Here is a 23,186-nt window from a genome sequence, read left to right on the forward strand (position 1 = left end):
ACCCTGGCTAAACCTTGTAGTTTGCTCAGAGTCGGATATCGCCGTGATTGATAGTGTGTTGTTGTAAAATTATCGCTCTGATATTCGCTCTAGGATTTTGAGCAGTAAATACAGTTTTACTGCTGGTTCTTAACTGCTTATTTTTATCTGAACAGATTTATAGAGTCTAGATAAAAATAAGTAGTGCATTAAAGTGCATCTAGTCATCTAAAAATGAATCAATATTCTCATAGCTTTCAACCAAGCGATGTCTTCTCTGCGACAAGCTACACCAACGATGAATTTCGTCTCAGCAAATGTTCTACAGTTGTTGAACTCCTAGGTTTGAGAAGTTCTACCCAAGGAAATCAAGATATTTTCACTTTTTTACTAGATGGGGAAACAGAACAAGCGCAGCTAACTTATCAAGAGTTGGATAGGCTTGCTAGAAGAACTGCTGCACAATTGCAAGCTATGGGTTTAGCAGGGGAACGTGCTTTACTGCTTTATCCGGCGGGACTAGATTTTTTAATTGCTTTTTTCGGTTGTTTATATGCGGGAGTTGTAGCTGTTACTGCTTATCCTCCGAGAAATCAGCGTAACACACCGAGAATTCAGGCGATCGCTCAAGATGCACAAGCCGCGATCGCACTGACAACAACAGATATATTATCGAATGTGCAGTCTTTAATGAGTCAAAAGACTGACTTAACATCGTTGCAATGGCTGACAACGGATAATATTGCTCCAGGGATAGAAGACAATTGGCAACAACCCCATATTGATAGAAATAGTTTAGCCTTTCTGCAATATACCTCTGGCTCAACAGGAACACCCAAGGGTGTGATGATTAGTCATGGAAACTTACTGCACAATGCTCAAACAACTCGCCAATTTATGGAGCATTCGCCAGCCAGTAAGTTTGTGACTTGGCTACCGATGTACCATGATATGGGTCTAATTGGTGGGATATTGCAACCTTTGTATGGCGGTTTCCCTTGCATTATTATGCCGCCTGCGGCTTTTCTCCAACGTCCTTATCGTTGGTTGCAGGCAATTTCTCACTATCGCGGGACAACCAGTGGCGGCCCTAATTTTGCTTATGATTTATGTGTGCAGAAAATCACACCTGAACAGAAAGCAACTCTTGACTTAAGTAGTTGGAATGTAGCGTTTAATGGTGCAGAACCAATTCGCCACGATACATTAGAGCGGTTTGCAGAGGCTTTTGCAGAGTGTGGCTTCCGCAAAGAAGCTTTTTATCCTTGTTATGGTATGGCGGAAACAACTCTGATGGTTACTGGTGTAAAGAAGGCTGCGCCACCAAAAATCAAAGCATTGCAGAAATCTGCATTAGCATCTCATCAAGTTGTCGAGTCACCGGCGGTTGGGGGAGATGATACATCTTACTTTGTCGGTTGCGGTCAAATTATTCCCGACCAGAAGGTAGTAATTACCAATCCAGACACACTCAAAACTTGTCAACCTGATGAAATTGGGGAAATTTGGGTAGCTGGATTGAGTGTTGGTCAAGGATATTGGCATCGTCCAGCAGAAACCGCAGAGACATTCGGGGCTTATTTAGCAGATACCGGCGAAGGGCCATTCCTGCGGACAGGAGATTTAGGCTTTTTGCAAGATGGAGAATTATTTATTACAGGGAGAGCGAAAGATTTAATTATTATTCGTGGTCGCAACCTTTACCCGCAAGATATAGAATTAACGGCTGAACGCAGTCATTCATCCTTGCGTCTCGGTGCGAATGCCGCATTTACAATTTTAGTTAACCACGAAGAAAAGCTAGTAGTTGTACAAGAATTAGAGTTTCGCGCCAAGCCAAATTTAGAAACAGTCATTAATGCGATTCGTCAAGCGGTGACGGAAGAACATGAAGTACAAGTTTATGGAGTTGTTTTAATTAAACCAGGTACAATTTGCAAAACTTCCAGTGGTAAGATTCAACGCCGCGCAACTCGCGCACAGTTTGAGAATGGCGAACTCAGTATAGTTGCCAGCAATATTATAAAAACTAGTGATCTTGTCCAAGAGTCGATTCAATTACAGCATTCTCAACTGTTGACACTGGCTATACAAGAACGTCAGACAGTTTTAGAACAATATTTAATTGCACAGATAGCCAATATTTTAGCGATCGCACCAGATAATATTTCTCCCCAAGCGCCATTCAGCACCCTTGGACTAGATTCTTTAAAAGTATTTGAGTTGAAAAACCGGGTTGAGGTTGACTTAGAAGTAGAAATATCCATTGCAGACTTGTTTGAAGGGATGAGTCCGCGATCGCTGGCGGCTAAAATCCTCACACAGATAACAGCAGCAGCTTTCATTCCTGCTGTACCTCTAAAACCAATTCCACAAGCCGAAGTTTATCCTTTGTCTTTTGCACAGCAAAGACTATGGTTCCTCGACCGATTACAACCAGGGAACCCAGCTTACAATATTTCCTTAGCTGTAAATCTCCAAGGTGAGCTTGACATCATCTTGTTAGAACAAAGTTTAAACGAAATTGTCCGACGACATGAAGCCCTCAGAACCACATTGAATGTTGTCAACGGACAGCCAGTACAAATTATCACTCCTTCCCTCAAATTATTCTTATCAGTAATCGATTATCAAAAGCATATTGCATCCCCAGTCCAGCAATTCTTGACTGAGCAAAGCCAACAACCTTTTGATTTAACCAAGGGGCCATTATTACGTGCTGAACTTTTGCGCCTTGCACCACAAGAGCATATTTTATTACTGGAAATGCACCACATCATCTCTGATGGTTGGTCTAGTGAAGTCTTTTTACAAGAGATAGCATCGCTGTACAAAGCATTCTTAACTGGAACTGCTTCATCTTTACCAGAAATTTCTATCCAATACAAAGATTTTGCCCATTGGCAGAGACAATGGTTGCAAGGAGAAATTCTACAAACTCAACTTTCTTATTGGAAGAAACAACTGCAAGATATACCAACAGCATTACAATTACCCACTGACCGACCAAGACCGACGGTACAAACCTCAAATGGCGCTCAACAATCACTCGAATTGTCTGAAGTACTGATCAATAGACTCAAGGCGATCACGCATCAAAAGGGTGTAACTTTATATATGTTGCTATTGGCAGCATTTCAAACTTTCCTCTATCGCTACACCAGACAAGATGATATTGCTGTCGGTTCACCAATTGCTAACCGTAATCGTGATGAAATTAAAGGGTTAATTGGCTTTTTCGTCAATACTTTGGTGCTACGTACAGACCTGAGTGGCGACCCAACTTTTGACGAGTTACTTAAGCGAGTTAAAAAGGTAGCTTTAGAAGCCTACACACACCAGGATTTACCCTTTGACCAATTAGTAGAAGCAGTACAACCAGAACGCGATACCAGTCGCACACCCCTGTTTCAAGTCATGTTTAATATCCAAGATTACTCCAATTTACCAGAAATGCCTGGTTTGGCGGTAAGTTGGGTCAAAATCGACACCAAAACAGCACAGTTTGATTTGAGTCTTTCTATTGATATTACACATCAAGGAGTGGCGGCATCCTTCCATTACAATACTGACCTATTTGATGCTGCGACGATCGCGAAGATGCTGAGACACTTTGAGAATTTGCTCTCAGGAATTGCGGCTGATTCTCAAACTCGGCTATCTAATTTACCACTTTTGAGTGAGGTAGATCGTCAGGAGTTACTAGAATTTAGTACAAATCAATCGCAAATCTCCAATTACCAACCTCAACCGTGCATTCACCAACAATTTGCAGCCCAGGTAGAACAGACACCAGATGCAGTAGCAGTCATTTTTGGAAATCAGTCTTTAACTTACAGAGAGTTAAATCAGCGTTCAAATCAATTAGCAAACTACCTCAAAACCCTGGGAGTTAGACCAGAAGTTTTAGTAGGAATTTGTATAGAACGCTCTTTAGAGATGGTGGTTGGACTGTTGGCGATTCTCAAAGCCGGAGGTGCATATTTACCTCTCGATCCGGCTTATCCCCAAGAACGTCTCGCTTTGATGTTAAAAGATGCCCAGGTTTCAGTTTTACTCACTAAGTCAACACAAGCTGAGAAACTCCCCGAACATCAAGCTCAAGTCATTTGCTTAGATACAGACTGGGAAATTATTTCGCGTGAAAGCCCAGAAAACCCAATTCATCAGACACAACCGGAAAATCTCGCTTATGTAATTTATACATCCGGCTCCACGGGAAAACCCAAAGGGGTAATGATTCAGCACTATTCTTTAAGTAGTTATATCAATACTGCATGTATGGAGTTTGGATTGAAGGCGAGCGATCGCATTTTGCAATTTGCCTCCATCAGTTTTGATACTGCGGCGGAAGAAATATTTCCCTGTCTAGTTTGCGGTGCTAGTCTCATATTGCGGACAGAGGAAATGTTAAGTTCAATACCGCAATTTTTACAGCAATGCCGCGATTACAGAGTCACTGTTCTGGATTTACCTACCGCTTTTTGGCATCAAGTTACTGCTGAATTAGCAACAGCAAATTTGGCAATTCCTGATTCTCTGAGATTAGTGATTATTGGTGGCGAAAAAGCCAACAGAAAGCACTTGACAACTTGGCAGCAGACTATTGGTCAAAAAGTACGTCTTCTCAATAGCTACGGCCCTACAGAGACAACTATTGTGGCAACACTTTGTGACTTATCAGTACCAACACCGGGCGAAGTGCCAATTGGCAAAGCTATTCCTCAAGTTCAAACTTACATCCTCGACTCCAATCTACAACTAGTGCCTGTAGGAACTCCTGGCGAATTATATATTGGAGGTGTCGGTGTCACTAGAGGCTACCTGAAGCGACCAGACTTAACAGCAGAAAAGTTTATTCCTAATCCTTACAATTCAAAACCTGGAGAGCGTCTTTACAAAACAGGCGATTTAGTCCGCTACCTGCCTGATGGCAACATAGAATTTCTCGGACGTATTGATCATCAAGTTAAGATTCGAGGTTTCCGCATTGAATTAGGAGAAATAGAAACTTTACTAAATCAACACCCAAGTGTTCGAGAAGCGGTAGTTGTTGCTCATCGCGATCGCTCAGATCATCAGCGATTGATTGCTTATGTTGTCGGACAGTATCACCCAGAAAAAGTAGAAGCCTTAGACACTCAACAAACCTTGCAGTGGCAAACTGTCTTTGATAGTCTCTATAAAAAGTTTGATACTTCTCAAAACTCTGGTTTTTATATCAAAGGTTGGGAAAGCAGCTACACAGGAGCATCTATTCCAGATGAACAAGTGCATGAGTGGATGAAGCAAACCACCGGGCGCATCTTAGGTTTACAGCCCAACCGGGTTTTAGAAATCGGTTGTGGTGGTAGCGGACTAATGCTTTTCAGCATTTCCCCCCATTGTCAGCAATACTGGGCAACAGACCCCTCACAAAATGCCCTGCAAATTCTCCAACAGCAGTTAGACACCCTAGAGCAGCCATTAGCAGGAGTCACACTCAGTCAAAGAAGTGCTTTAGATTTTGATGATGTGGCAGAGAATAGCTTTGATGGCGTGTTAATTGTCTCTGTGGCTCAGTACTTCCCAAGCATTGACTATTTGCTCCAGGTTTTGGAGAAGGCAGTCAAAGCTGTAGAACCAGGTGGCTTCATTTTCCTGGGAGATGTTCGCAGTCTGCCCCTCTTAGAAGCCTTCCATGCCTCAGTTCAACTTTATCGATCTCCAGACAATCTTTCTAAAGAGGCCTTACAACAGCGTGTGCAGAAACAGTTGTTTGAAGAGAAACAATTAGTCATCGACCCCGCTTTCTTCACAGCCCTCAAACAGCATTTACCTAAAATCAGTCATGTTGACATTCTGCTAGAGCGTGGTTGTTCTCACAATGAATTAACTAAATTTCGTTACGACGTGATTCTTCATGTGGACGATCAACCAACTTCGACGGCGGAGATATCCTGGCTAGATTGGCACAAACAAGAGCTAACCCTTTCTTCCGTTCGCTGTATTCTAGAAGAAACTGCACCCCAATTTTTAGGTATTACTGGTGTACCGAATGCCCGCACGATCGCAGATGTTCAGCTCGTGCAGTGGTTGGCAAATAGTGAAAAACCAGAAACGGTAGGTGAGATCAAGCAGTGTTTCAGATATCTTGAAGATCGAGGCGTAGAGCCAGAAGACTTCTGGGCATTAGAAAAAGACCTCCCTTATTCAGTCCAAATTACCTGGTCAAACACTGGTGCGGGCGATCGCTATGATGTGATATTTAAGCGATCTACACCTGATGCTGCTGAGTGTTTATGTTTACCTGCTGCTGTACCTCCTCCATCTCGTCCTTGGCACAATTACGCTAACACTCCCTGGCAAGGAAACTTAGCGCGTGAACGAGTACCTCAACTCCGAGATTTTCTCAAAGAAAAACTACCTGAGTACATGGTGCCAAGTACTTTTATCTTCTTAGACGCACTACCTTTAACCCCAAATGGCAAAGTCAATCGTCGCGTCTTACCATTGCCAGAAAGTTACGCTACCCAAAACAACCTCTATGTAGCACCTGAAACAGAGCTACAGCAGACCATTGCTGATACATGGCAAACAGTACTAGGTATCGAAAAAGTTAGTATTAACGATAACTTTTTCGATTTGGGCGGACATTCTTTGTTGATTTCTCAGGTAAACGCCCAATTACGAGAAAAACTACAACGTGATATCTCAGTAGTAGAAATGTTTCAATATCCTAGTATTAGTTTGTTGGCCAAACATCTTAGTCAAGAACAGCAAGAACAACAGTCTTTTCAAGAAATTCGTACCCGTTCTGAAAAACAGAAATCGGCTTTAAACAGGAAAAAACAAACTCGTAATTTACGCAAATAAAACAGAGAAATAACCCTCATTAAAACTATGCGGACAGGAAGCTGAAACAATTACATACGACAAGTCAATATTTTCGGATTTTTATGGGAACTTTCTTGGTTGAGTAGAGCAGTATTAGCCAGCAACCTGCGCTAATAAAATGTGTAATTAATGAGGTTAAGATAGGAGTGATGGATAGTACAGAATTACAAGATGTAATAGAAGCGATCGCAATTATTGGGATGTCGGGGCGTTTCCCTGGTGCTAATGATATTCCAGAATTTTGGGAAAATTTATGCTCTGGTGTCGAATCCATTTCTACCTTTACTGATGCAGAATTAATTGCGGCGGGAATTGAGCCAGAATTAGTGAATCACCCCGATTATGTGAAAAGTCTGGGTGTATTAGCAAATATAGATTTATTTGATGCGGGATTTTTTGGTTTTAACCCCAAAGAAGCAGAAATTACAGATCCACAGCATCGGTTATTTTTAGAATGTGCCTGGGAAGCATTAGAAAATGCCGGCTATGACTCGCAACGTTGCGAAAGTCGGATTGGAGTTTATGCAGGTTCGAGTGCAAATAATTATTTATCTTTAGATTTAAATAATGAGCGCACAGGATTAGCGAGTCTTTTTCAAAGGGGAATTGGTAACGATAAAGATTTCCTCGCTACTCGTGTTTCTTATAAATTAAATCTCACAGGCCCTAGCCTCACAGTACAAACTGCTTGTTCTACTTCCTTAGTTGCAATTTCTCTCGCTTGCCAAAGCTTATTAAATTATCAATGCGATATGGCTTTAGCTGGGGGAGTTTCAATTAATATTCTCCAAAAAACCGGGTACTTGTATCAAGAAGGTGGTGTTTTATCGCCTGATGGTCACTGTCGCGCCTTTGATGCTCAAGCTAGAGGTACAATTGTTGGCAATGGCCTGGGAATTGTGGTTTTAAAGCGGTTAACTGAAGCGATCGCCGATGGTGATCACATCTATGCTGTCATTAAAGGTAGTGCTATCAATAACGATGGTTCAGGTAAAATCAGTTACACAGCACCCAGCGTCAACGGACAAGCTCAAGTTATTGCTGAGGCGCTAAGTTTAGCAGATGTGCCGCCGGAAACCATTAGCTATATTGAAACCCACGGAAGCGGAACTGTCTTGGGTGATCCGATTGAAATCGCGGCATTAACCAGTGTCTTCCGTGAAAGTACTGATAAAAAGCAATTTTGTGCGATCGGTTCTGTCAAAACCAATATTGGTCATTTGGACGCAGCTGCTGGGGTGACAAGTTTAATCAAAACTGCTTTGGCGCTCAAACATCAACAAATACCGCCTAGCTTACATTTTGCCGAACCCAATCCCAACATTGATTTTGCCAACAGTCCTTTTTACGTCAATAACAAGCTGACAAATTGGACAACTACTCATACCCCTCGCCGTGCTGGTGTGAGTTCTTTGGGTATCGGTGGAACCAACGCCCACGTCATTTTAGAAGCAGCGCCAACCCTGCTTGAGTCTAGTGCTTCTCGTCCTTGGCAATTATTAGTACTTTCAGCCAAAACAGACTCAGCATTAAACACTGCAACTGTGAATCTGGCAAATTACCTGAAACAGCATCCTGATTTAAACCTTGCGGATGTTGCTTACACATTACAAGTTGGACGCAGAACTTTTGACTATCGGCGTGCTGTGGTGTGTCGAGATATTGCAGATGCGATCGCAGCCCTAGAAAACTCTCAAAAAGTACTGAGCAGCATCCCAGCAACACAACAAAAGTCCATAGCTTTTATGTTCCCTGGTCTGGGTACTCAATATGTCAACATGGGTTGGGAACTTTATCAAGTTGAATCTATCTTTCGCCAGCAAGTTGATTACTGTTGCGAGTTTCTAAAACCGCTTTTAGGTCAAGATTTACGCGATATTCTTTATCCAAATAGACATTCACCTCAAACTCCAGAAAAGCAAAAATTAAATCTGGAATCTCAAGGTTTAGATTTGCGGAAAATGTTGGGGCGACATCAAGAACAACCCTCCTTACTCCATCAAACTGAACTAGCCCAACCAGCCATTTTTGTCATTGAATATGCTTTAGCACAGCTATTGATATCCTGGGGAATTCGTCCACAAACCATGATTGGTTACAGTATTGGCGAGTATGTAGCAGCCACTGTTGCAGGGGTTTTATCTCTAGAAGAGGGTTTACAACTAATTGCTGCAAGAGCGCGGATAATTCAAAAATTACCAGGTGGAGCAATGCTCGCTGTTCCACTTTCACAAGCGGAAATATCTCCCCTACTAAATGATCAAATCTCCCTATCTGCTCTCAACGGCACGTCTATGTGCGTAGTAGCAGGTGCAACTAAGGCTATAGAGGCTCTGGAACAACAGTTAACTGAACGAGGTTTAGCTTGTCGTCGCCTAGAAACTTCTCACGCCTTTCACTCTCCTATGATGGAGGGTGCGATTTCTGAATTACGTGAGTTAGTCAAAAGCTTTCAACTCCAAGCCCCAAAAATTCCTTACATATCTAACGTCACAGGAACTTGGATTACAGCAGCAGCAGCCACAAATCCCGATTATTGGGTTCAACACCTGTGTCAACCTGTGTTATTTGCTCCGGGTATCCAAGAACTGTGGAATCAAAATAATCCCATTTTATTGGAAGTAGGGCCGGGACAGACTTTAAATAGTTTCGCCCTTCAATGTCTCGAAAACAATCCCGAAATAAGTCAGATTATTTTACCCTCCCTGAGATATTCTTACGATCAAAAACCAGATTTAGTATTCTTGTTAAGAACACTAGGTAGGTTGTGGTCAGCCGGAGTAGAAATAGATTGGTCAGGATTTTATCGTGATGAGCGTCGTTATCGTCTTCCTTTACCAACCTATCCTTTTGAACGTCAACGCTACTGGTTAGAGACACAAAAACCAACAAGTTATTCAGAAAAATCTCCAGCATTATCAACAGAAAAGTTGGATGTTACCGACTGGTTTAACATTCCTTCTTGGAAACGTTCTGCTTTACTTGTCCCAAGGATACAAGCAGAATCAATCAACTCCAGTGATTGTTGGTTAGTATTTATTGATGCTTGCGGTATTGGTAATCAAATTGTCGAACTCCTGCAAAATGAGCGTCAAAATGTCATCACTGTCAAAATTGGCAAAGAATTTAGTCAAATTAGCTATGGGGAATATACGATTAATCCCCATAGCAGAAATGACTATGATACTTTAATCAAACAGCTTCACAATTTGGGTCAAATACCACATAAAATTACTCATCTGTGGAACATCACATCATATAATAATCAAATATCGGATCTAGAAAATTTTGCAGCTACTCAAGATATAAGTTTCTGGAGCTTGCTTTTTCTCATCCAAGCACTGGGAGAACAAAATCTTACCAAACCTGTAGCAATTAATATTGTTTCTAACAACATGCAACAGGTACTTGATGAAGAATATTTATGTCCAGAAAAGGCAACAATTCTGGGGCTATGTAAAGTTATTCCTCAAGAATATGCCCACATATCCTGCCGCAGCATCGATATTACCATTCCCCTGGTTAATACTCAGCAACGGCAACAGTTAATAAACAATCTTTACCGAGAACTTCAGACAGTTGCATCTGAGCAAGTAATTGCATATCGAGGAAATCAAAGATGGATACAGTGTTTTGAACCCTTACCCATCGCCAGCCAAACAAGCACTAACAACAAATTCAGAAACAGAGGAGTATATGTAATCACAGGTGGATTAGGTGGAATTGGTCTAGCGATCGCCGAACATTTAGCCAAGACAGTACAAGCAAAATTAGTCCTGATTGGACGTTCGGAATTTCCCAAAAAAGTTGACTGGGAGGAATTGCTATCCAGCCAAGAGCAAGATGATTTACTCAAAACCAAAATTAAAAAACTCCAGCTGCTAGAAGAGTTAGGTGCAGAAGTCTTAGTGTTGAAAGCCGATGTTACTAACCTAGAACAAATGCAGAGTGCGATTAATCAGGTATGCGATCGCTTTGGTAAGATTCATGGCGTAATTCATGCAGCCGGAACTCCAGGTGCAGGGATCATTCAACTCAAAACACCTGAATTAGCAGCAAAAGTTTTTCAACCTAAACTCCAAGGCACAATAGTTTTAAATACTGTTTTGCAGAACCTCAATTTAGACTTCCTGGTCTTATTTTCTTCTACTACTGCAATTACAGGCGGCTTAGGACAAGTAGATTATTGTGCAGCTAACGCCTTTCTAGATGGATTTGCCCATAACAATTTTTATCAACACCAAATACCGACAATCTCCATCAACTGGGATTGGTGGGAATGGGATAGTTGGCAAAAATCTTTGTTAGCATTTGCACCCAATATGCAAGCAGAAATTAAGCAAATACGACAAAAGTATGGTATTTCTTTTGCAGAGGGTATAGATGCCTTTGAGCGGATTTTATCTCAAAATTTACCTCAAGTAATTGTATCAACAAAAAATCTCCAAACTGTCATTGCAGAACATCAAGCTTTTGCCGTACCACTTTTCTTAAAAAATTCTGCACAATCTCCTCAATCTCAAACAGCACACCCAAGACCGATTTTAGAAACTGCTTATCTTGAACCCAGTAGTGCAGTTGAGCAAAAGATTGCTGAGATTTGGCAAGAATTATTAGGGATTGATCAAGTCGGAGTTGATGATAACTTTTTTGATTTGGGTGGACACTCCTTAATTGCAACACAAATAGTTTCTCAGTTGCGTCAAGATTTTCAAGTTGAACTATCATTGCGCCATATTTTTGAAGCGCCAACTGTGGCGGAATTAGCTGTGGTAATTGAGGACATCGTGATCCAAGAATTGTCAGAATTGACCGACGAAGAAGCCGAAAAGCTAGTTTCACATACTTATGTTTAGAAAGCAGAAGGAGGCTAAGTGAAATTATGAATATTCAAACAGTAGGTGTCATTGGTGCAGGTGTAATGGGTATCGGGGTTGCACAAAACCTCGCACAAACAGACCATCAAGTGATTTTGATAGATATTTCTGAAGATATTCTTGATAAAGCTAAATACGAAATCAGAAATAATATCCGCTTGCAAAGTTTTTTCCAGAAAAGCGACAATCGCAAAACCCCAGATAGTATTCTAGAAAAAATCGATTTTTCTACCAGCTATAAACTGTTAGAAAATGCCGATTTTGTAGTTGAAAATGTCACCGAAAAATGGGATATTAAAAAAGGGATATATCCACAATTAGATGCTATCTGTCCACAACATTGTGTATTTGCTGCCAATACATCAGCAATTCCCATTACCCGCCTAGCTTCACTTACCAAACGCCCTGATCAAGTCCTTGGTATTCACTTTATGAATCCTGTACCAATGAAGCCAATGGTAGAGATGATTCGGGGATATCATACCTCTGAGACAACAATTGAAATAGCAAAACAAATGTTATCTCAAATGGGGAAAGAATGCGTCATTGTTAACGATTCACCGGGTTTTGTTTCTAACCGCGTGTTGATGTTAACAATTAATGAAGCTGTGTTTCTGTTACAAGACCAAGTAGCAACAGCCGAAGATGTGGATAAAATCTTTAAAGGCTGTTTTGGTCACAAAATGGGGCCTTTAGAAACCGCAGATTTAATTGGACTAGATACCATTTTATTTTCTATCGAAGTTTTGTATGAAAACTTTAACGATAGTAAGTATCGACCATGCCCTTTACTGAAAAAAATGGTTGATGCAGGGTTATATGGCAGAAAAAATGGTCAAGGTTTTTTCGTATATCAATAAATAGGGATATTAAGAATTATGCAAGCAATTCAAGCTAAAATTAAAACCTTCTTGTCAAAATTTTTCGGCAATCATGACTTACAACCAGACGAAGATATTTTCTCGCTTGGTTTTGTAAATTCGATGTTTGCTATGCAGCTTGTTTTATTTGTCGAGCAAGAATTTCAGATTGCAGTTGAGAACGAAGACTTAGAGTTTGAAAATTTCCGCACTATCAACTCTATCGCCAATTTAGTGGAACGCAAAACTGCTGTTCTTGCACAGTAAATTTATGATGAAAATAGAACTATCTGCCCAACAAAAAAAAGCCCAAGCTGAATTTAAAGCTTTTGTTAACCAAGAAATATTTCCTTATGCTGGTGAATGGGATAGACAAGAACTTACACCACCAGAATTAATTAAAAAAATTGCTCAACGCGGTTTTCTCGGTGCTATCTTACCCCAAGAATATGGCGGTCAGGCAATGGATATGATTACTTATGGCATTCTCAATGAAGAAATGGGACGGGGATGTTCTTCTATTAGAAGTTTGCTGACAGTTCACAACATGGTAGCTCATGCTTTGTGTAAATGGGGTAATAAATCTCAAAAAGAATATTGGCTACCCAAACTCGCATCTGGAGAAATTATCGCGGCTTTTGCACTAAGCGAACCAAATGTTGGTAGTGATGCGAAAAGTGTAGAAACTACAGCAGCATTAGTTGATGATGCTTATGTTTTAAATGGACAGAAAAAATGGATTACCTACGGACAAATAGCAGATGTCTATTTAGTTTTTGCCCAATGTGAAGGTAAACCGACGGCTTTTTTAGTGGAAAAACATAGCCCAGGATTTACAGTCAAACCCATGTCTGGCATTTTAGGAGTGAGGGCTTCAATGTCAGCAGAATTATATTTTCATAACTGTCAAATTCCACGAGAAAACTTAGTTGGTAGATTAGGTTTTGGGTTTGCTTATATTGCTGCTTCTGCCCTTGATTATGGTAGATATAGTGTGGCAGCAGGATGTGTTGGTATTGCTCAAGCTTGTTTAGAAGCTTGTATCAAATATACAAATGAACGCAAACAGTTTGGTGTTTATTTGAAGGAACATCAATTAATTCGGCAAAAGATTACTCAGATGATAGCTAACATCAAAGCAGCAAGATTGTTATGTTATCAAGCTGGTTATCTCAAAGATATTAACGACCCTAATTCTATTATCGAGACTGCCATTGCTAAGTATTTCGCATCTACAGTCGCTACCAAAATAGCCAATGATGCTGTACAACTTCATGGAGGAAATGGTTGTAGTAGTGAGTATCCTGTAGAAAGATATTTACGCGACTCGAAAATTATGGAAATTATTGAAGGTAGTACTCAAATTCAAGAAATTACCATTGCTGAATCTGGTTATCAAGATTATTTATTTGCAAATGTAACTACTGGTTTAGATAAGCAATTAGTAGAGAGAACTTAATATATGGTTAGTATTCAAGAGCTAAATTTAAATAGTAAACAAAAAGATAAAAAAGTGATTAAATGTGTCGTTTGGGATTTAGATAATACCCTATGGCACGGAGTTTTGCTAGAAGATAATCAAGTTTCTCTGCGCGAAAATATTGTAAGTTTGATTGAAACTTTAGATAAACGTGGTATATTACAATCTATAGCTAGTAAGAATGAGCATTATACGGCAATAGCTAAATTAGCAGAATTTGGGTTACAAAAGTATTTCTTATATCCCCAAATTAATTGGAATTCTAAGGCTGATTCAGTTAAAGAAATTGCTCGGTTGCTGAATATTGGGTTAGATGCGATCGCCTTTATTGATGACCAGTTATTTGAGTTAGAAGAAGTCAAGTTTTCCCTGCCCGAAATTCTCTGTATCAATGCAGCAGAAATTGGCAGTATTTTAGATATGCCTGCGATGAATCCCCGGTTTATTACGGAAGATTCACGCCTGAGAAGATTGATGTATCTCAGCGACATTGAACGACACAATGCGGAGAAAGAATTTGTCGGCACAGCAGATGAATTTTTAGCTACTCTCCAGATGAATTTCACCATCTCTACTGCTCAAGAAGCAGATTTACAGCGTGCAGAAGAATTAACACTCAGAACTAATCAATTGAATACAACTGGTTATACCTATTCCTACGATGAACTGAATCATTTTCGCACCTCAGAAAACCATAAATTGCTAATTGCCAGCTTAGACGATAAATATGGTAGCTACGGCAAGATAGGTTTAGTTTTAATTGAATGTCAACCTTTGTCATGGACAATTAAGCTGTTGCTGATGTCTTGTCGGGTGATGTCGCGGGGTGTCGGGACAATTATGTTAAATCATGTGATGAATTTGGCTAAGAGTCATCATGTGCGATTGTTGGCGGAGTTTGTCTCAAACGATCGCAACCGGATGATGTACATATCTTATAAATTTGCTGGCTTTCGAGAAGTTGAGAAGGATGGCGATTTGGTGATTTTTGAAAATGATTTAAGTCGGATTCAAGATGTGCCTGAGTATGTGAATTTTCAAGTAATTGATTAATTTATTAATAAATACTATGGACAGTAAAAATCATGAAATTATTCAACGTCGTTCTCACCTCTCACCCGCGAAACAAGCCATTTTAGAAAAAACGCTTACGAGGTGAGCGTCATACTAGTAATCAAAAAACAACTATTCCTCGTCGTACCGAGCGAAGTTCAATTCCTTTGTCCGCACCTCAACAGCGATTGTGGGTGCTGCAACAATTGGAACCCCAAAGTTATGTTTATAACGAATTTGTATCTATAAAATTAACAGGTAATCTCGATATTGCCATTTTAGAAAAAAAGTTTTAATGAAATTATTCACCGCCATGAATCTCTGCGTACTTCTTTTGAAACAATAGACGAGCAACCAGTCCAAGTAATTCATCCCTCTGTGACTGTGAAGTTACCAGTGGTAAACTTGAGCCACTTACCGCCAGCATTACAGAATGCGGAAGTTGAGCGCCTAACTCATGAAATTGCTCAAGCACCCTTCAACTTAGCAGTCTGTCCCTTGCTGCGCGTGATGTTATTGCAGACTAAGGAACAGGAATATTTGCTGTTATTGACCATCCATCACATTATTTGTGATGGGTTGTCAATACAAGTATTGAAGCAGGAATTAGCAGTCATTTACAAAGCTTTTTCAGCAGAACAACCATGTCCACTTTCACAACTGCCAATTCAATACGCCGATTATTCTATCTGGCAGCTTCAACAGTTACAAGCTGAACGCGCAAATACCCAACTTTTATATTGGAAGCAACAACTAGCAAATGCTTCTACTACTTTATCTTTACCCACAGACCATCCGCGGCCTCCAGTACAAAGTTTCAAAGGCACAACCAAAAACTTCCAGCTATCATCAGATTTAAGCCAAGGGTTGAGGTCTTTAAGCAAGCAACAAGGAGTCACATTATTTATGACCTTGTTAGCAGCTTTTCAAACACAGTTATATCGATATACAAGTCAAGAAGACATTTGCCTTGGTTCTCCAATTGCTAACCGCAACCATGCTGATATTGAAGGATTAATCGGTTTTTTTGTCAACACCTTGGTGCTGCGTACTGATATTTCTGGAAACCCCAGCTTTGGAGAATTGCTCAAGAGAGTGCGCGATGTGTGTGTAGGAGCTTATGCTCATGCAGATTTACCTTTTGAGCAATTAGTAGGAGAGCTACAACCTGAGCGAAATCTCAGTCATACCCCACTTTTTCAAGTAACCTTTGCTTTTCAAGAAGATACTAAGCAAGATTTAGTATTACCTGGACTGACTCTCCAATGGCTTCAGAACCATAATGGCACAGCAAAATTTGATTTATCGCTGTATATAGTAGATTCTCAGCCAGAAATTTGGGGGTGGTGGGAGTACAACACAGATTTATTTGATGCTGCAACTATTGAAAGAATGGTAGGGCATTTTACTAATTTGCTAGAGGATGTTGTTACTTTTCCAGAGAAGCGGTTATCAGAACTGTCATTATTAACAGAAATTGAGCTTCAGACTCTTTTAGTTAAATGGAATAATACAGCAACTAATTACGCTTTAGATAAATGTATTCATGAATTATTTGAACAACAGGTAACTAAAACACCGGATGCAGTAGCAGTAGAGTTTGAAAATCAGCAATTAACTTATCGAGAATTAAACGCCAAAGCCAACCAATTAGCTCATTATTTACGTTCACAGGGAGTTCAGCCAGAGGTATTGGTAGGGATTTGCGTAGAGCGTTCTTTGAATATGGTAATTGGACTACTCGCCATCCTGAAAGCGGGTGGTGCATATATCCCCCTAGATCCTAGCTATCCTCAAGAACGCTTGGCTGGGATGTTACAAGACTCAAAACCAGGCGTGCTGCTCACACAACAGGACTTATTAGCAAGTCTACCCAATCACAAAGTGCAAATAATTTGCCTCGATAGTGACTGGGAACAAATTGCTCATGAAAGCACAGAAAATCCTGTAACCAACATCACAGTTGATCACCTTGCTTACGTCATCTACACCTCCGGTTCTACAGGTAAACCCAAGGGTGCAATGAATAGCCATCGAGGTATCTGCAATCGTTTACTGTGGATGCAAGATACTTATCAATTAACATCAGCAGACGCGGTTTTACAGAAAACTCCCTTCAGTTTTGATGTGTCTGTATGGGAATTTTTCTGGACATTGATTACAGGTGCGCGTTTAGTAGTAGCTCAACCAGAAGGACATCGAGATCCCCACTACTTAGTTAACTTGATTATCCAGCAGCAAATCACCACTTTACATTTTGTGCCGTCAATGCTGCAAGTTTTTCTCGAAGTAGCAGATTTAGAAAAATGTCAATCTCTAGTCCGAGTGATTACCAGTGGTGAAGCATTACCAGCCCAACTGCAACAACGCTTTTTTAATCGGCTGGATGTGCAACTGCATAATCTCTATGGCCCAACAGAAGCAGCTATAGATGTGACTTTTTGGCAGTGTCAAAAAGATAGTTTTACCAGCCAAAATACAGTTCCCATCGGTCAACCAATTGCCAATATTCAAATTTATATACTTGATCCGCATCTCAATCCTGTTCCGATTGGTGTGACAGGTGAAGTTTATCTTGGTGGTGTTGGAGTAGGTAGGGGTTACTTTAACCGTCCGGAATTGACAGCAGAAAAATTTCTCCCTAATCCTTTTAGTCAGCAAGGCGAACGTTTTTATAAAACAGGCGATTTAGCCCGCTATTTGCTGAATGGAGAAATTGAATACATTGGGCGCATTGACAACCAAGTAAAAATTCGTGGTTTCCGCATTGAATTGGGAGAAATTGAAGCCATCATCAACCAATACCCGACGGTGCGTGAAACTGTAGTTGTAGTTAGTCAAGAATCAAAAATAATTGCCTATTTAGTGCCGCAAACACAGCAAACACTGGCAATTTCTGAGCTACGCAGCTTTTTAGAATCAAAGCTCCCCAATTACATGGTGCCAGCCGCTTTTGTGATCTTAGAGGCACTACCATTAACACCCAATGGTAAGATTGACCGCAAGGCACTTCCGGCAACTGATATGGTGCGTCCAGAACTCGCAGAAACTTTTGTTGCACCACAAACAAGCATTGAAAAGCAGTTAGCAGCCCTTTGGTCAGAAGTATTAGGTTTAGAAAATATAGGCATAAACGATAACTTTTTTGAACTCGGTGGAGATTCGATTCTAAGTCTGCAAGTAGTATCTAAAGCTAACCGTTGGGGTCTGCAAATAACTCCTAAACAGATGTTTCAGTACCAAACTATTGCCCAATTAGTAACAGTAATTGGGACAAAAGAGAAAATTATAGCTGAACAAGGCGTATTAACTGGAACACTAGAATTGATACCTATTCAGCATTGGTTTTTTGAGCAAAAGCAACCAGAACCACACCACTGGAATCAAGCGGTATGCTTAGAAAGCAAACAAAAAATTGACCCTGTAATCTTAGAGAAAACCATCCAGTTTTTAGACAAACATCATGATGTTTTACGTTTACGTTTTAGACAGCAGGAATTTAGTACTCAAGCACTGATTGTTAGTCCAGATCCGGCACTAACGTTGACATACTTCGATTTTGCCGCACTACCAGAACATCAGCGATCGCCAGCAATAGAATCAGCCGCCAATCAACTACAAGCTAGTTTAAATTTGTCACAGGGGCCATTATTCCGAGTTGCTTTGTTTAACTTGGGAGATCATCAACCCCAACGGTTACTGTGGATTATTCACCACTTAGCCGTTGATGGTGTGTCTTGGCGAATTTTAATTGAAGATTTGCAAACAGTTTACCAACAAATAAGTCAAGGCAAAGCAATCAATCTGCCACCCAAAACAACTTCTTATCAACAATGGTCTAGCTATCTCCAAAAATATGCACAATCTTCAGTTTTACTAGAAGAGATAGACTTCTGGCTAACAACTCAACATCAATCGGTTACGCCTATACCAAGAGATTTTGGCGATGGAGATAATCTAGAAGTAACCACATCGACTGTATCAGTATCCCTGTCTGTGGACGAAACCCAAAGTTTGCTGCACCAAGTACCAGCAGCTTATCAGACCCAAATTAATGATGTATTATTAACAGCACTTATACTAACTTTTAATCAGTGGACGGGAGAAAATTCTCTATTAATTGACTTGGAAGGACATGGGCGAGAAGAACTTTTTCAGGATGTAGATTTATCGAGAACAGTGGGTTGGTTTACCACGATTTTTCCTGTACATTTAAATCTGGAAAATACTAAAGATTTAGGTAAAGCTTTGCAGTCAATTAAAGAGCAACTAAGAGCCATTCCGAATCGAGGTATTGGCTATGGATTACTGCGTTATCTGAGTCAAAATCAAGAAATAGCCGCACAATTTTCCTCCTCCCAGGCTGAAGTTATTTTTAACTATTTAGGACAGTTTGATCGCATTTTAGACGAATCATCATTATTTAGTTTTGCGCCAGAATCCATTGGTGCTACTCACAGTGGGCAAAATCAACGGACTCACTTACTAGAAATTAACGCCAGGATTTATCAGGGACATCTGGAAATGAGTTGGTCTTATAGTAGCAAGTTGCATCGACCAACCACCATTGAGAAATTAGCAGAAAACTTGATTGAGCAAATGCGATCGCTGATTGCTCACTGCGAGTCTGTTGATGCAGGTGGTTTTACCCCTGCTGATTTCGCTGAGTTTAAACAAAGTCAATGGGATCAAAGTGCTCTTGATGCCATTACAGCAGCTATAGGAGATATTTGATATGGGTGTGAAAAATAAAAACATTGAAGATTTTTATCCCCTCTCGCCCATGCAGCAAGGTATTCTGTTTCACAGTCTTGCTACTCCTAAGTCTGGGGTTTATTTTGAACAATTTAGCTGGAATCTCCAAGGAAAGCTGAATGTCACCATGTTCCATCGTGCATGGCAATATGTTGTAGAACGACATGCAATTTTGAGAACCTGCTTTGTTTGGGAAGGCTTAAAAGAACCAGTACAAATTGTACATCGACAAGTAAATCTACCGTGGCAAGAGTATGATTGGCAGCATCTCTCCCCGGAAGCACAACAACAAGAATTAGAATTGTTTTTCCAAAGCGATCGCTCTTGTGGTTTTAATCTTAAGCAAGCACCATTGATGCGCTTCACACTGATTCAACTGTCGCCGACTGCCTATAACTTTACCTGGAGTCATCACCATCTGTTGCTAGATGGCTGGTCTGTAGCGACAGTTTTTCAAGAAGTCCTGGCTTGTTACAAGGCTTTCAATAACGAGCGACAGGTATACTTAGAAACTATTCGCCCATATCGAGATTATATTGTTTGGCTACAGCAACAAAATTTATCTGAGGCTGAAACTTTTTGGCGACAGACGCTGCAAGGTTTTACCACTCCCACACAGCTATCAGTCAGTCCAGGAAATGGTTTACTGACTCCAACAGATAGTTATCACGAGGCAGAATTAAAGCTGTCTGTAGCTGCAACCGCCGCATTAAAATCTCTAGCAAAGCAATACCAACTCACGCTGAATACTCTAGTACAAGGAGCTTGGGCTTTGCTATTGAGCCGTTATAGCGGTCAAGAGGACGTAATTTTTGGGGCGGTAACTTCTGGTCGTCCTCCGACTTTAGCGCAAGCCGAGTCTATGGTAGGGTTGTTTATCAACACAGTACCAATTAGAGTCCAAGTATCTCCCGACACATTGCTGGTACCTTGGCTGTTAAAAATCAAAGAGCAACTAATTGAAGCCAGTGAATACGAGTATTGTCCGTTAGTTAAAGTCCAAGGATGGAGTGAAGTTCCTAAAGGTTTATCTTTATTCGAGAGTATAGTAATTTTTGAAAACTATGCTATGGATGCGTCTGTACGGCAAAGGGATATCAATTTGGATATCCAAGATGTGCATAGCTTTGAAAAGACTAACTATCCAATTGCCCTGACAGTGATTCCAGGTGACGAGTTGTGGCTGAAAATTACTAGCGGCGATCGCTTCGACTGTGACACAATTCACCGGATGCTAGGACATTTGCAGACTTTACTAGAAAGTATGGTCAAAAATCCACAGCAAAGTCTGGGTGAGTTGTCGCTGTTAACAGAATTGGAACGACATCAATTGCTAGTAGAGTGGAATAATACTCAAGTTAAGTATTCCCAACCGCAATACATCCATGAATTATTCGCCGCGCAAGTCGAGAAAACACCAGATGCAGTAGCAGTTGTATTTGAAAATGAGCAACTCACTTACCGCGAACTCAACACCAAAGCTAATCAACTAGCACATTACTTACAAACTTGCGGCGTAAAACCAGAGGTATTAGTAGGGATTTATGTAGAGCGATCGCTATTGATGGTCATCGGGTTATTAGCCATCCTCAAAGCAGGTGGCGCATACATACCCCTAGACCCTAGCTATCCCCAAGAACGCTTGGCTTATATGCTAGAAGATGCTCAACCAAGGGTTTTGTTAACCCGACAGAAATTAGTTGCAACGCTACCACATCAGCCAGCGCAGGTTATTTGTCTGGATAGTGATTGGGAATTAATTAGCGATCGCCACAGTGCAAATCCTGTTACTCAGATCACTGAAGATCACCTCGCCTACGTCATCTATACTTCTGGTTCCACCGGAAAACCAAAGGGTGCAATGAACACCCATCGCGGTATCTGCAATCGCTTATTGTGGATGCAAGATGCTTATCAACTAACCGCCGCCGATCGAGTTTTACAGAAAACTCCCTTTAGTTTTGATGTCTCAGTTTGGGAATTTTTCTGGCCTTTAATTACCGGGGCGCGGTTAGTCATCGCCCAACCAGAAGGACATAAAGACCCCAACTATCTAGTTAACTTAATTATCCAGCAGCAAATTACAACTTTGCATTTTGTACCATCAATGCTGCAAGTTTTTCTCGAAGCAGCAGCAGTAGAAAAATGTCAGTCTTTGGTGCGGGTAATTGCCAGTGGAGAAGCATTACCAATTGAACTACAACAACGCTTTTTTCAGCGACTTGATGCCCAATTACATAATCTTTATGGCCCAACAGAAGCGGCTGTTGATGTCACCTTTTGGCAATGTCAAAATCATTTAAATAACCAAAAGACAGTACCTATTGGTCGCCCAATTGCCAATATTCAAGTTTATCTCCTTGATAAATATCTTCATCCTGTGCCTGTGGGTGTACCAGGAGAAGTTTATATTGGCGGTGTCGGTGTTGGTCGGGGTTATTTAAACCGTCCTGAATTAACTGCCGAGAAATTTATTCCCAATCCCTTCAGCACCACAGCCAGCCGTCTTTACAAAACAGGTGATTTAGCCCGTTATCTTCCCAACGGAGAAATAGAATATATTAGTCGGATTGACTATCAAGTGAAACTGCGGGGTTTCCGCATTGAACTAGGAGAAATAGAAGCGGCGATCGCTCAATATCCCGGAGTGCGAGAAACTGTAGTTGTGGTTAATGCACAACGAATAGTTGCCTATCTAGTTCCGCAAGCAGCCCAAACATTAAGCATCTCAGAACTACGTAGTTTTTTAGAATCAAAGTTACCCAGCTACATGATTCCCGTGGCTTTTGTGTTGTTAGAGGCATTGCCCTTAAACACAAATGGTAAAGTTGACCGCCGAGCCTTACCTGCACCTGATACAAACCGCCCCGAATTAGCTGATGTTTATCAACCACCGCAAACCGAAGTTGAACAAACTATTGCCGAAATTTGGCAACAAGTCCTGCAAGTAGAAAATGTGGGTATTCATGACAACTTTTTTGAACTCGGCGGTCATTCATTGCTGTTGGTGCAAGTACATAGTAAATTACGGGAAAAATTTACTAAAGATTTAGCGGTTCTTGATTTATTTAGATATCCCACAATTAATTCTTTAGCTAATTATTTAACGCAAGTTGAGCCGGAAAAACTAACTGCTGAGATTTCGGAAATTGTTATTGAGAAAGTTGCTGATGGCAAGGCTCAACAAAGAAAACGTTTACAGAAACTTAAATCTATTCAAAATATTTAATACTAGTTTTGTATGAAGAAGAAGTTTAAGAAATGAACCGCAGAGGCGCAGAGTTCACGGAGGAATGAGAGTTTGAG

General features: G+C 40.7%; 9 protein-coding genes. All 9 read left to right on the forward strand.

The features are described from left to right. Positions 1–213 precede the first annotated feature (213 nt). Positions 214–6,834: a non-ribosomal peptide synthetase gene (locus ACX27_RS14485; RefSeq protein WP_083468744.1), complete on the forward strand. Its 6,621-nt coding sequence runs from the start codon at positions 214–216 to the stop codon at positions 6,832–6,834. A 170-nt stretch (positions 6,835–7,004) separates the two neighbouring features. Further along, on the forward strand, positions 7,005–11,711 hold the full coding sequence (locus tag ACX27_RS14490; protein WP_062293666.1) for a type I polyketide synthase: 4,707 nt from the start codon (positions 7,005–7,007) through the stop codon (positions 11,709–11,711). Between the two features lie 26 nt (positions 11,712–11,737). Continuing rightward, positions 11,738–12,592: a 3-hydroxyacyl-CoA dehydrogenase family protein gene (locus tag ACX27_RS14495; RefSeq protein WP_062293668.1), complete on the forward strand. Its 855-nt coding sequence runs from the start codon at positions 11,738–11,740 to the stop codon at positions 12,590–12,592. An 18-nt stretch (positions 12,593–12,610) separates the two neighbouring features. Beyond that, positions 12,611–12,859 carry an acyl carrier protein gene (locus ACX27_RS14500; RefSeq protein ID WP_062293671.1) on the forward strand — a complete coding sequence of 83 codons (249 nt, stop codon included), beginning with the start codon at positions 12,611–12,613 and terminating at the stop codon, positions 12,857–12,859. Between the two features lie 4 nt (positions 12,860–12,863). Beyond that, complete coding sequence (locus ACX27_RS14505) at positions 12,864–14,051, forward strand: acyl-CoA dehydrogenase family protein (protein WP_235526639.1); 1,188 nt, start codon at positions 12,864–12,866, stop codon at positions 14,049–14,051. A 3-nt stretch (positions 14,052–14,054) separates the two neighbouring features. Continuing rightward, on the forward strand, positions 14,055–15,125 hold the full coding sequence (locus ACX27_RS14510) for an HAD-IIIC family phosphatase (protein ID WP_062293678.1): 1,071 nt from the start codon (positions 14,055–14,057) through the stop codon (positions 15,123–15,125). A gap of 194 nt (positions 15,126–15,319) precedes the next feature. After that, positions 15,320–15,421, forward strand: a complete 102-nt coding sequence (locus ACX27_RS35315; RefSeq protein WP_335337833.1) for a hypothetical protein — start codon at positions 15,320–15,322, stop codon at positions 15,419–15,421. Positions 15,422–15,467: 46 nt separating this feature from the next. Beyond that, entirely contained in the window at positions 15,468–19,859 is a 4,392-nt protein-coding gene (locus tag ACX27_RS14515; RefSeq protein ID WP_335337834.1) for an amino acid adenylation domain-containing protein, read from the forward strand. Position 19,860: 1 nt separating this feature from the next. Then, a complete protein-coding gene (locus ACX27_RS14520) occupies positions 19,861–23,109 on the forward strand; it encodes a non-ribosomal peptide synthetase (protein ID WP_062293684.1) in 3,249 nt (1,082 codons plus the stop codon). Positions 23,110–23,186 lie beyond the last annotated feature (77 nt).

Origin of the sequence: Nostoc piscinale CENA21, from assembly GCF_001298445.1 — a bacterium.
Lineage (GTDB): Bacteria > Cyanobacteriota > Cyanobacteriia > Cyanobacteriales > Nostocaceae > Nostoc_B > Nostoc_B piscinale_A.

Bases quoted from the DNA above. Each gene is read 5' to 3' on its own strand.
- ACX27_RS14485 (WP_083468744.1), top strand. From the start codon at position 214: ATGAATCAATATTCTCATAGCTTTCAACCAAGCGATGTCTTCTCTGCG.
- ACX27_RS14490 (WP_062293666.1), top strand. From the start codon at position 7,005: ATGGATAGTACAGAATTACAAGATGTAATAGAAGCGATCGCAATTATT.
- ACX27_RS14495 (WP_062293668.1), top strand. From the start codon at position 11,738: ATGAATATTCAAACAGTAGGTGTCATTGGTGCAGGTGTAATGGGTATC.
- ACX27_RS14500 (WP_062293671.1), top strand. From the start codon at position 12,611: ATGCAAGCAATTCAAGCTAAAATTAAAACCTTCTTGTCAAAATTTTTC.
- ACX27_RS14505 (WP_235526639.1), top strand. From the start codon at position 12,864: ATGATGAAAATAGAACTATCTGCCCAACAAAAAAAAGCCCAAGCTGAA.
- ACX27_RS14510 (WP_062293678.1), top strand. From the start codon at position 14,055: ATGGTTAGTATTCAAGAGCTAAATTTAAATAGTAAACAAAAAGATAAA.
- ACX27_RS14520 (WP_062293684.1), top strand. From the start codon at position 19,861: ATGGGTGTGAAAAATAAAAACATTGAAGATTTTTATCCCCTCTCGCCC.